Genomic DNA, 11929 nt, shown 5'->3' on the forward strand with positions numbered 1-11929 from the left:
GGTTTTATTTTGTGGCTAAATCGCTATAATGCAAGCAAATGATTTAACTTGTGAGTCACCCACCATGTTTGACCAGCTACCACCGCTCAGTCACGAAGAGCAACAAAAGGCCGTCGAGAAAATCCAACAACTGATGGAGCAGGGTATCAGCACAGCTCAAGCGATCAAAATAGTCGCTGATGAAATTCGACAAGAATTTGAAGCTCAGAACCAATAGCGGCAATCACTATTTTGCCATAGAAAAGAGACCAGCTCTGCGCTGGTTTCTTTTTTCTTGATAGAGTTAATTATCGAAGCTAAATAACTTTAAATGCATCAAATAAAGGGCACTTATAGTAATTATATTATATTAATCAATAGGATAGCCAAGAGTATTCTACTGCAGAAAATAAAGGTGATATGAAATAGTAGTTTTATTACAAGACTGAAGTCACGCAGTAACAGCAAGGAAGTGTAGGCTGGTTGTTTTCTCTGCCACGGCACACCGTCACCTTTTACGATTACCCAAATCACACAACTAGAAGTCTGTTATGTGACGCTGTCACGAAGAAAAAAACCATGCATTGCAAGTGTCAGGCGCTTAGAGGAAAGGGTCATCAACAGCTAGCTGAATGACTCTATGCTGTGAGAGATTTTTACTATCAGTGATTGATTGCTCAATAGTGATATTGTATGATTTAAAATATTTTTTAATTCTTCAAATTTGTTTAGGACCCTTAATGGAAAGCTCGTTTTCAATGCGTATCGGTCGCACCCTGTTTGCCATCAATGTCATCTTACTTGGCTCAGCGCTTGCGATAGCTTTTCAAAAAGACGAACAGCAGCATATCGAGTTGCCTAACAGTGCAGACAGCTATTATGTTGTGCGTGACACCAACGGCTATGTCGTTGAGGCTAAGTAGTCATAAACTACTGTCTCTTAGAACATCCTCACCGTCAGTCCCTCATACTCGATGTTATCTGATGTGCTTACCATCAGCCCAGTTCTGGGAATGACTCTGCTTCCAAGGCTCAATGCATATTGAGTAGATCGGCCATCAGTAACAGATCACAGTTAGTTGAGATTTGTTGGCCTGTAAGACATAGATTTACTGGTACCGATCACACACTAAACTTGTTTTATCTCTATAACTTCCTATATTGCCTTTGTTACTAGGACTAAGGTTTAACTGTTATAAGGAAATAACAAAAATGGTGGTATTCGAATACTTTTGTGACAAGTGCCAACGGGAAACGTTAGTTTACCGTAAAAGGCGAACGACACTTGAGCGTCACTTATTAAATCGAAAACAGACAAAGTGTCAGTGTGCAAACTGTCAGGCTGTGTTTTTTATTGATCCAGAGAAGGACTTAGAAGACGAACTAGACTAGAGGACAACAACGCCAAATGAGTATTCGATCTTTGGCGAGAACTAAGAGCCAAAAACGTCAGCTTTACTGTTAACGTAATCTTGTTGCCGCCATACTGCCAAAATCTTCGTTTGGCAGTATGGCTCTTCGCTTCAATAATCTAATCACGAATATTGTGGTCAAAAATTGACATTGACAGGCGCAATAGCATTCAGCTTATATTCAGGCAAGAAGATAGATGCAGCATTGGTACGAATTCGGTTCGCTGGATATTACTGAGTTGATAGCGGCAAACTTAAGTCTGAGCAGTGAGAGAAGAAAGTAAAAGAAAGCCAGTCACATACACGAGTGCCTGGCTTTTTTGAACAATCCTAGTTCAATAACAACGTCAGTTGGCTAGGTAACAGGTCTGAAACCGTTACAAAGCAGATGATACAAATGTAATGCATTACATTCAACTAAATTACTGATTAAATTGATTAATTGCACAAATATCCGGCACAGGTCACGTAATATCGGGTGAAGTTGCAATCTCAATTACATCTAATGATTACAATTACTTAAATAAAAATGTCAATATTAGTCAAAAATGCGTTCTTGCTTCCAAGTAGAGGTATCCCCTTAAGGCAGTCTTGGAAGAGTAGGAGAGTGAGGCCACTGAAAAGGTTCCGGATCTGTGAGGACTGGCTTAATCACGGGCAGTTGCGTTTTTGGTGTTGTTCAAATTCTTCCAAACGCATCGCTTTGACTAAGCGGTCTTGTAGCGTTAAGTTGGCTCGCTCAACACGACCTTTGGCTTGGGAGCTATTCGCACAAATCAGCTCAGTACCCAGCTCCTGTAAGGCACGTCCATATTGCGTTTGACCGACTTGCTTTCGTTGCTCTTAATTGACCCGAAATATCGAGTGTCTATCGCTGTAGAGCGCCACGGGCTTACCGTGCTCGCACAAATACTCGCGAGTCGCAACCATATAGTCAAACCCGGATTCGGTCTTACTGAAACTCAGATTCATCAGGCGGCCCGTGGCATCATCAATGATGACGAGCAAGCTACACTTGTCGCTGCGTCCTTCAAACCAGTCATGATGAAAGCCGTCAACGCCCAGACAATCTCTACGGTAACGAGGCTGATAAACGCGAGGCTGCCGCTGAGAATGCGGTACCCAGAGACCATCGGCAATCAAAAACCGTAATTACTCAAAGTCCGGTTTGGTGGGTGGGTAGGCTATCGAGTCTAACCGATGTCAATGCGATTCATAAATTACGTGGGGTTTGTCCAGAGCGACTCAAAGCACTGAAAACCGCGACTCAAAACCAAGGCATCGCACAATACCTGTTAATCAAAGAGGGGATCGATAACATTGAGCAAGGAGAATTGGACTACAAATAGTGAATGGTTAATTAGCGATATCTTAGGTGGAACTCTCTAGGGTTAAATTTTCAGTCTAGGTGCTTTCGGGTCGATAGGTTCCCCCAATATGCTTCTGAATAAAAATCAAATGCTCCCCCCAACAATCCACTTTCATTTTTCCGTACTTATGCGGATGACATCACGTATCATTCAGTGAACTGATTGTATAGCATTTCATATTATTGTGATAGTGTATTAGAGGCGTTATAGGTTTGGGGAAAGTTACTAGATGGGACGATATCTGAGAGATGAAGCTATCAAGAATGTCACTGTAAGAGAGGATATCCTCAGAGACATTAGTTATGAATTTTTATCTAGAGCACAAAAGATAAATAATGTCTTAACTGATGACGAGAAAAATCAAGGTCAGGTGCAATTAGTGAGTTACGTGATACGCTTTGACAATAAAGGCTACCGTTTCTACGCGATAGATGAACTACTAAAGTTCTATAAAAATGCTAATAAAGTAGAGCGAGTAATTATCTGTATGGAATCACAGCAAAGTCGAAATACAGGGCGGGTATTTGGTTGTCACAGTGAACTTCGTTTTGATGCTAAAGATCCAAGTAATTGCTGGTTATCTGTTTCTAGCGATGAGCAAGATTGGGTTGAGTCAACTTACTCTGCATATAGGGATGTGATTGCAGCAATAGAAAATAAAAATGGTATTGTTAGAACTTCATGGACAAATCTAGTTATACAAATTGGTGGTGTGATATTTGGTTTTTTAGCTAGCCTTGTGATTGCTGAGAAAGTTAGCCCGTTATTAACAGTTGACAGTTCATTTGCTGTTAGTTTTCTTTTTTTGTTGCTAATCTATTCCAATTTGTGGATGTACTTGAATGAGCTAGTTCTAAAGTCGATAGACTTGACATTTCCCAATGTAAAGTTTCAGCGCAAAAAAAGTTACATTTTACATTGGAGTCTACAAGCAGTTGTAGTTGGTCAGGTGAGCGAAGCAAATTGGTTGCAGAACTGCTTGATACATGGCTGCAGTGTGTAATTCAAGCTGTAGATCCTTGGATGTCTAGTAAAGATATTGATAGAGGCTCGCTATGGTTCTCAGAAATTAATGATCAATTGCAGAATACTACCATTGGTATAATTTGCTTAACTCAGGAAAATAAAAATAAGCCTTGGATACTATTTGAAGCTGGGGCATTGGCAAAAGGTCTAAGCAATAGCCGAGTATGCACATTTCTTATCGACCTAGAACCTACAGATGTTGGTACTCCATTATCACAATTTAACCATACTTTCCCTTCTCAAGGTGGATTGTGGGAGTTAGTAAGAACATTAAACAGCTCACTAAAAGAAAAAGGATTAAAAGAAAAAACGCTTGAGTTGGTTTTTGAAACATACTGGCCAAAGTTTGAATTAGACTTTCGAAAGATTTTAGAAGAGACTCCTCAATCCGACCATGTAGAGAAGCGCAGTGAAGATGAAATTTTGTTGGAGATATTAAGTTCAACTCGAACGATGGATAGGAGAATTAGAAATATCGAGAATGAACGTGGATTAACAGACATCAGCAAACTTTTAGATTTGACTAGTCGTTCTGTGAAGAAAGTTACACGTGATAAGCTTATCTCAGGCCTGAAAGCTGACGGGTTATCTGATGATGCAATAGAAGAAATTATCAGTAAAAGATATCCTAAGGGCTATCGCTTTAAGCCAAGTGATGACTCTGAGCATGATGAATAATATCTTTTATTATTATGTTCGAAGAACGTCTCTCTGAATACCAATAACCCCGTCAGTTACACAGAATTATTTACAGGGTCCTAAAAAATAACTCAGCGTGATTCATCCTTGAGTACCGACAATTTTACACAAATACACCTCGATACCTAATAGGCAAAGCGTTAAGTGTGCTAATTCAGACTTGATCTGACAGTTACAGTTGTTGATATTCGTCTTTGTGGACGGCAAAGCTATCGAGTTGCTTGGGACTAAATTCGCGACCCTCAGGCGTGATCAAAATGGCTTTTTGCTCATTGATACGAAAACCTTGCCAGCGTAAATCGTTGGGCAGATAACCAATGGCTTTGATGATCAGAAGTTTTTCGGCCATGGGATTAATCGCAATTTCGTCGGTGATCCAACGTCGAACGGTGATCGGTAGAACATGAAACCAGTCGGCGGCCGATTGCAATGAAGTGAAGTTTTGCTTGATGAGTGGTAAGCGTTCACCTGCCCCCTATTGACACAGAAAATGTGACTAAGAGCACTTGATCCACTTTTGCCTATTGATTGATCATTCCGCTGGCTCATGCTGGAAACCATGAAAAAGAAAAAAGCCAGCTTTAAACTAGCCCCGCCTGAGGTCTCTAATCTAAGTGAGGCAAAGGCGCTTATTGACGAGCTCTGGGAGCAGCTTCGGTTTTATGAGGATAAGCTTGCGACCAGTTCACGGAACTCCTCAAAATCACCTTCATCGGACGGCCCTAAAGAGCGAGCCGAAAGAAAAAAGCTCAAAGCCCTAGTAGTGGCAATACGCGAGGAGCTCAACAAGGCCACACAGGGCATCGACGAGAAATCAGCAAACTAAAACCCACTGACAACGTTGTTAAATGCTTGCCTGACTCTCAATGTCCATGTTGTGGAAAACCCGACGTCAAAATAAACTCGTCGCCATTTTATCGCCACCAAGTTCACGAAATACCCGAGCCTGTTGTTCACATCATCGAATATCAACTTTATTCTGGCCATTGCTCCCACTGTCAAACCCAAGTTCGAGCCAAGAAACCAGATGATGCCCCACAAGGTATCTTGGGTCCGAATTTATTAAGCTACATCGCCTTGCTTGCGGGGCAGTATCATCTCAGTGTCCGTAAAATCCAATCTCTACTCAAAGAGCATTTGGGAACAACCTTTTCGATTGGTGCTATCAGTGAAGCTCAAACCAAAGTGGCCTCAATGCTAACACCACTGCACCAAGCCATTAAACTGGCAGTGAACAAAGCGCCGTTAGTTCATATCGATGAAACCTCACACATCCGTAATGATGAGCAGAGTCTAAGATGGTGTTGGCTGGTTGCCAGTGAGGATCTTGTTTATCAGAAGATCTTATACTCCCGCTCCATACACTCTGCCAAGCTTGTGCTCGGAGAAAAATACACAGGTATCGTTGTCTCTGATCAATATGCCAGTTACAACTGGCTACCTAGCGAAAACCACCAACTCTGCTGGGCTCATGTAAAACGAAACTTACAGCAGATGGCCGACTACAGTGGTGGTGGGCATACGGCCTTTATTGGTCAGCACCTATGCTTTATTGTCAACTTGGTCTTCCGTAATCGTCACAACTTAGAAGAAGGCCACATCACAGAACTTGTCTACCTTCGCAGAATGCAGCGCTTGAGGAAATCGTTACATAGTTGGCTCAACAAAGGCACAGATGTGATGGTTAAGCGATATCGAGGAAGGTGTGCTCACTTACTTAAGCATGAAAGTAGCTTGTGGGTCTTCCTCAAGGATCTCACGATCCCTCTGACCAATAATGAGGCGGAGCGACGTCTTCGAGGTTGCGTGATCATGCGTAAAATTAGCTATGGAACCACTTCTGATGCTGGTGACAAGTTCCGAAGCCGGATCCATACGCTTATCGAAACCTGCAAGAAACGCGGCCTATCAACAATGGATGTGTTGAGTCAGATTATCACTGCTGTTGTGCACCGCCAACCATACCCTGATGTCTTTGAGCTTGCTACTTGAGTCAAGCTACTCCGGTGAACGGTTACGATGAGTGTGGTGAATGACTCGTGTAGCATTGTGAAGTAGCTCCCATAATTTAAAGTTTTCGAAATTAGTTTATCATAGATTTGAACTATCAAAATATGGAATTAATGAAGATATTGATAGGCGGTAACGATGATACTTGTCCAAAAACAAGAACGCAGACTATTGATATTTATCGCGTGTCCGAAGCAAACTCGGGAGCAATCTACAGAAGTTGGTGATTTTGCTGCAAAGAACATAGAGTTTCTGGGCTGTGTAGCGTGATTGAGTTCGAAAAAAGCTTTGTCTGGTCTGAATGTTAACAAATCAAAAATTAGTGCGTATTATATGTGTTATGTTAAATATAAATTATCACCAATAGAAGTCGTACAACGGAATACCCCTTACCCGCTAACCGCTTCCATAGCTTCCATAAGGAGATTTGTATTCAACATAATTGTATTTACCATAAAATAGCTAATATCCATTGATATTGTTGTCCGGCGAACGCTACGCATTCTTGTACATCAATATCAAGGTATTCGCTTAACATGGTTGGTTTGCCTCAAACTGCTTTGCTTGTGACGTTTTCCATTCTCTCTAGGCTTAGCTCAGTTGCCAATTTTGTTTAGAGCGAGAGAGTCTATCTTCGGCCTTGAGACATCCTTGCTCGAGCAACTGACTCTTGACCCATTATCATGCACATCATGCATCGATATGTAGCAGCGAGAGTTCGATATTTTTGTTTCGTTCTGGCTTATCATCCCAAATGACGGCTTCGGTGGCCCAAGTCGCGCTACAGACATCATAATTTAACATCTGCGCTACATGTTGGTGCACTCATTTCTGGCATTAACGCCCTTCTTTGGGGCAAAGATAATAGGCAAAGTTTTGGTTTATTTAGACTAGTCGATATAAAACAGTCACTTAGTAAATATACTTTGTGTCATTTTTTTGGAACATAATTTGCTTTGTTACTCGCTTTAAAACGATTACTCACCATTTTGGTGTGACCGTATCGAAATAGAGCCCCTATCTGGTGCATTTATCTCAATGAGGTCAATTGGTTCAATATAAAGGAGTTATTTAAGCATGTCCTCTTCCATAGAGCAGGTACACGGAGCCGTACACACCCTTACGCAAAGTTCTGACACACTTTTCCTCTTATTAGGCGCCATTATGGTTTTTCTAATGCATGCAGGCTTTGCGTTCCTTGAAGTAGGTACCGTGCGTCAAAAGAACCAAGTAAATGCACTGGTTAAAATTCTTGCTGACTTTGGCGTTTCAGCGATTGCCTACTTTTTTATCGGTTATTGGGTCGCTTATGGCGGAACCTTCTTTGCTGATGCCGAAACCCTCTCACAAGGTAACGGGTATGAGTTAGTTAAGTTTTTCTTCTTGCTGACCTTTGCCGCTGCAATTCCAGCAATCGTATCGGGTGGTATCGCTGAACGTGCTCGCTTTTACCCTATCCTGTTGGCGACTTTTTTCACGGTCGGTCTGGTGTACCCACTGTTTGAAGGGATGATTTGGAATGGCAACTTTGGTTTCCAAGCTTGGCTTGAGTCAACCTTTGGAGCAGAGTTCCACGACTTTGCCGGTTCTGTCGTCGTGCATGGTGTTGGTGGTTGGATTGCATTGGTCGCGGTCGTGTATCTTGGCATGCGCAAAGGCCGAATTAAAGCAGGCAAGCATACCAACTTTGCGCCTTCAAACATTCCTTTCTTAGCTCTTGGTGCGTGGATCTTAAGTGTTGGCTGGTTTGGCTTTAACGTGATGTCAGCACAAACCCTTGATGGTATTAGCGGTCTGGTCGCTGTAAACTCTCTGATGGCGATGGTTGGCGGTATTCTTGCCGCACTGATCATTGGTAAAAATGACCCAGGCTTTATTCACAACGGACCTTTGGCTGGCCTGGTTGCCGTTTGTGCTGGTTCTGATCTAATGCACCCAATTGGTGCTTTAGTCACCGGTGGTATTGCCGGTGCTCTGTTCGTTTGGGTGTTTACCTACCTGCAGAATAAGACAAAAATTGATGACGTGTTGGGCGTATGGCCTTTACACGGTCTGTGCGGTGCTTGGGGTGGTATCGCTGCCGGTATTTTCGGCCAGCAAGCCTTTGGTGGCCTTGGTGGTGTGAGTCTACTTACTCAATTGGTGGGAACAGTCGCTGGTATCGCTGTCGCATTAGTCGGCGCTGCAATAATTTACGGCCTTCTTGATAAAATCACAGGACTGCGCCTTTCTGAGGAAGAGGAGTTCAATGGTGCTGACTTGGCGATTCACCGAATTTCCTCAGTTAACGACGACTAATCTCTGACTGATTATCGTTGTATCCTGTTTGCCGTGTTACGAAGCATTGAAGCGAACCGTAATACGGCATTGTTGTATTCAAGCCTTGATACCCTACTTCTTGTTGTCCTCAAAGCCCTATCATTCGTGAGATTCATTCCAAATCAATAGCTAAGTACTTGCCATTCTTCAGTACAATTCTGCCACCGTCGTTAATTTATAATACCCAATCGCAGTTGTAACCTGCCTTTGGGGTGTCATTTACTGAGGGAGAAGTTTATGTTGAAGTCATCGAGTCTGGCGATTGCCTGTATTGCTGCTATCTACAGCTTTGATCTATTTGCAGCTGGTGAGTTGCATTGCCATATTTCAAGCAGCTTAGAAATCGCCGAGTCAATCTTCATTACGCTCGAATAAGATTCTATACCTGAGCCGCCGCGGTTATCTGTTTTACCGATTTCACTGCGGCACAAATAGAAAAAGGCAGCGCACTGCGCTGCCTTAGATGTTCCTCGTTAAGATTAACCGCCGGCTAACTTAACGGTCATGCCTTTCTTTTCAAGATGTGCCTTGATCTTATCGCGGTTATCACCCTGAATCTCGATCGTGCCGTCTTTGATAGCACCACCACAGCCGCAAACTTTTTTCAGCTCAGCCGCCAATAGCTTCAGCGGAGCATCATCCAGGTCGAGGCCAGTGACAATACAAACGCCCTTGCCTTTTCGACCTTTGGTCTGGCGTTGAATGCGAACAATACCATCGCCTTTTGGACGCTGAACTTTCTCTTCTTCAGGCTTAATGCGGCCTGACTCGGTTGAATAAACTAATGTCATGACTCTAATTCTTCACTTTAAGCGCTGCACGTTGCTTGTTGATTGCAGCGATAGTCTCTCTAATGTGTTTTTTCAGGGCAATATTCGTCCCCTTTATCAGGCGACCTTTGAACATGCAATACCAAGCATTATATTCGCCGCTGTCATTTTGTAAAAGGAAGCCGTGGAAATTGTCCACACTCCCTTTTACCACCGGGCGCTTATTCGCCAGCGAAGCAAACTCAGAAGGGTCAATGATGGATGCACTATCGCAAAACCAATCGATGCTCTTACGCACGCCGATAAGCTGTCCCTGTAGAACCTTGTTTTGAATTTGCACCTGCCAGAGATCTTTCTCACGATTCAGGAGTTTAATATTAAAGCCTCGATAGTTACTAAACGCCATTCTATACCGCTAATCTTCGTTCACTCTTGTTTAAGAGGTTTAACAACAACTTACGGTTATATCAGTAACAATCTTCAAAAGAAACCCCCAATAGTAAAATATCCTGGAGTTTGTGGTTTTCCGCTTAGATTCGCACTGTCTTACGCGCAGTTGCCGAAGATTAGCGCAGGTCAGCTTGAATACAATCGTTTAAAAACTCGGCAAACTTGACACCTGAGTGCTCAACCATCTTAGGGAACATGGAAATGGGTGTCATTCCTGGAAAGGTGTTGACCTCGTTAAGATAGATCTCGTTGTCTTCAGTAAGGAAGAAATCAATTCGAGACAGATGACGCAAACCCATATGAGTAAACACGCGCGATGCGTAGGCTCGGATGTCACGTACTTGTTCCGGACTGAGGTTTGGTGCAACCACTTCCGTCGTTGTGTGGCTATCGCTACTGTACTTCTCTTCATAAGTGTAAAAGGCCTCCGTTGGGGCGATGACCTCACCAGGAACCGTCACTCTCAGCTCGCCTTGATACTCAAACGCCGCCACTTCAAGCTCGCGTGGTTTGAGTGCTTTCTCCACCAAGACTTGATGAGAGTATTGAAATGCGTTGGCAACTGTTTGGGCGATCTCTGCTTTATCGGTCACTTTGTAGCAGCCAATTGAGGAACCTTGACAGGCCGCTTTAATAAACACGCTCCCCCATTGCTCCAATGCTTGCTCAGCCTGATTGACAGCATGGGCATTATTCTCAGTTAGAAACACATAAGGCGTATTTGGGATACCAAGTGCATCATACCAAAGCTTGGAGGTGATCTTGTTAAAGCTATTGGTACTTGCTTCAGCATCACAACCGAGGTATGGGATATCAGCCATCTTGAGCAACGATTGAATATCGCCCGTCTCTCCAGGAAAACCGTGAATACATGGCACAACGTAATCGATCTTCACAGCAAGCTGATCGCCAACCAGCGTCTTGGAGCTGGTCTCAAGAGCAACTAGCTCACCACTATCGGTGCGCCATTCTCCGTCTTTAATCTCGACCTTATACACAGAATACTGCTTGGTCGACTCAAGTTGAGCTTGCAGATAACCTGCAGACACCAGAGACACTTCATGCTCAGAAGAGTCACCACCACAAAGTAAAAGAATAGATTTACGTGTTGTCATAATATCATTGGTTTGGAGTTGCTTAAGATCATGATAATCGGAAACGCGGTGTTGTGACATGTTTACCAACCACAAAATGCAATTGTTTTTCCCAAACGCATACTTCTTAGGCGATTATTGACCTGAAAATGACAAAAGGACCTTATGGTTCTTTGGCTTGTACCCGATAAATTTAGTAAAAGTTGCTTTGGTTTAGTTACTTAAGCTTACTTAATTCTGGGTATTGAGAGTTTTTTATCGCATCAATGCTCTTCACAAATGGTTTTAGACGACGCACTGGTTCAGGCAAAACCGTTATCGCATTCACCGCTTCTTTTCGGGTTGCATAATCACCGTAAAGAACCGTATGCCACTTCACGCCATCGACGACCTTATCATTTTGCCACACTGGCTGCGTGCTGTCGGTAAATGCCTTGAGCAAATTATCGACTTTGGCCTGACTGCTCATTGCCGCCACTTGAATGGTATAGCCATAGCGAATTTGCTTTTGCTGCTGATCATCACTCGGTGGGGTAACAAGCACTGGCTTGGCTACCTGCTTACGCTGCGTTTCAACCACAGTTTCAGTCTTAGTTATCGATCTTTGCGCTGATTGTGCCTCTATTTCGACAATGGCTGCCTCTTTGGTCAGGGTATAATCTTCGACATAAGACTCGGATTTGACGTCTGTGACATAGGTATTCGATGTACAAGCTGCAGCAAGCGAGCTCAAACCGACAACAAGCATTTTTTTCATTGAAAAACTCAGCTGACTATTTTTTATAAATTACATCAATGAT

General features: G+C 43.0%; 13 protein-coding genes and 1 pseudogene. 8 read left to right on the forward strand and 6 right to left on the reverse strand.

Annotation, left to right across the window (positions count from 1 at the left end; genetic code table 11):
* The first annotated feature begins 64 nt into the window (after positions 1-64).
* Both ACZ5R2_RS20020 and ACZ5R2_RS20025 read left to right on the forward strand, forming a co-directional pair.
* Positions 65-217: a YoaH family protein gene (locus tag ACZ5R2_RS20020; RefSeq protein WP_464902853.1), complete on the forward strand. Its 153-nt coding sequence runs from the start codon at positions 65-67 to the stop codon at positions 215-217.
* Between the two features lie 502 nt (positions 218-719).
* Positions 720-902, forward strand: coding sequence for a hypothetical protein (locus ACZ5R2_RS20025; RefSeq protein WP_438457498.1), 183 nt, complete (start codon positions 720-722; stop codon positions 900-902).
* Between the two features lie 1176 nt (positions 903-2078).
* On the opposite strand, the pseudogene ACZ5R2_RS20030 reads toward ACZ5R2_RS20025, so the two are convergent.
* A pseudogene (locus ACZ5R2_RS20030) lies at positions 2079-2537 on the reverse strand (transposase family protein); the annotation flags it as partial.
* Between the two features lie 29 nt (positions 2538-2566).
* On the opposite strand from ACZ5R2_RS20030, the gene ACZ5R2_RS20035 reads away from it, so the two are divergent.
* The 3 genes from ACZ5R2_RS20035 to ACZ5R2_RS20045 all read left to right on the forward strand — a co-directional run bounded on the left by ACZ5R2_RS20035 (position 2567) and on the right by ACZ5R2_RS20045 (position 4465).
* Entirely contained in the window at positions 2567-2740 is a 174-nt protein-coding gene (locus tag ACZ5R2_RS20035) for a hypothetical protein (RefSeq protein WP_464902852.1), read from the forward strand.
* 250 nt (positions 2741-2990) lie between these two features.
* On the forward strand, positions 2991-3764 hold the full coding sequence (locus tag ACZ5R2_RS20040) for a hypothetical protein (protein ID WP_464902851.1): 774 nt from the start codon (positions 2991-2993) through the stop codon (positions 3762-3764).
* A gap of 20 nt (positions 3765-3784) precedes the next feature.
* The gene (locus ACZ5R2_RS20045; RefSeq protein WP_464902850.1) at positions 3785-4465 is read left to right on the forward strand and encodes a toll-Interleukin receptor; all 681 of its coding nucleotides are present in this window, start codon (positions 3785-3787) and stop codon (positions 4463-4465) included.
* A 193-nt stretch (positions 4466-4658) separates the two neighbouring features.
* Here ACZ5R2_RS20045 and ACZ5R2_RS20050 read toward each other — a convergent pair whose 3' ends face one another.
* Complete coding sequence (locus ACZ5R2_RS20050) at positions 4659-4916, reverse strand: DUF3653 domain-containing protein (protein WP_464919443.1); 258 nt, start codon at positions 4914-4916, stop codon at positions 4659-4661.
* A 129-nt stretch (positions 4917-5045) separates the two neighbouring features.
* Between ACZ5R2_RS20050 and tnpC the strand changes: the two genes are divergently transcribed.
* From tnpC to ACZ5R2_RS20065, 3 genes are all read left to right on the forward strand, one after another.
* Positions 5046-6478, forward strand: a protein-coding gene (gene tnpC, locus ACZ5R2_RS20055) for an IS66 family transposase (protein WP_464899933.1) whose coding sequence is annotated in 2 segments (ribosomal slippage) — positions 5046-5235 and positions 5235-6478 — 1434 coding nt in all. Because the reading frame shifts where the segments join, the coding sequence is not laid out codon by codon here.
* Positions 6479-7573: 1095 nt separating this feature from the next.
* Positions 7574-8794, forward strand: coding sequence for an ammonium transporter (locus tag ACZ5R2_RS20060; RefSeq protein ID WP_464902848.1), 1221 nt, complete (start codon positions 7574-7576; stop codon positions 8792-8794).
* A gap of 258 nt (positions 8795-9052) precedes the next feature.
* On the forward strand, positions 9053-9190 hold the full coding sequence (locus ACZ5R2_RS20065; protein ID WP_464902847.1) for a hypothetical protein: 138 nt from the start codon (positions 9053-9055) through the stop codon (positions 9188-9190).
* Between the two features lie 104 nt (positions 9191-9294).
* Here ACZ5R2_RS20065 and yciH read toward each other — a convergent pair whose 3' ends face one another.
* From yciH to ACZ5R2_RS20085, 4 genes are all read right to left on the reverse strand, one after another.
* On the reverse strand, positions 9295-9606 hold the full coding sequence (yciH, locus tag ACZ5R2_RS20070; RefSeq protein ID WP_438457483.1) for a stress response translation initiation inhibitor YciH: 312 nt from the start codon (positions 9604-9606) through the stop codon (positions 9295-9297).
* 4 nt (positions 9607-9610) lie between these two features.
* Complete coding sequence (locus ACZ5R2_RS20075; protein ID WP_464902846.1) at positions 9611-9991, reverse strand: DUF3319 domain-containing protein; 381 nt, start codon at positions 9989-9991, stop codon at positions 9611-9613.
* Between the two features lie 160 nt (positions 9992-10151).
* On the reverse strand, positions 10152-11150 hold the full coding sequence (locus ACZ5R2_RS20080; RefSeq protein WP_464903659.1) for a D-alanine--D-alanine ligase: 999 nt from the start codon (positions 11148-11150) through the stop codon (positions 10152-10154).
* A gap of 196 nt (positions 11151-11346) precedes the next feature.
* Positions 11347-11886: an SPOR domain-containing protein gene (locus tag ACZ5R2_RS20085; protein WP_464902845.1), complete on the reverse strand. Its 540-nt coding sequence runs from the start codon at positions 11884-11886 to the stop codon at positions 11347-11349.
* Positions 11887-11929: the final 43 nt, after the last annotated feature.

This window comes from Vibrio sabulosilitoris, assembly GCF_055391395.1.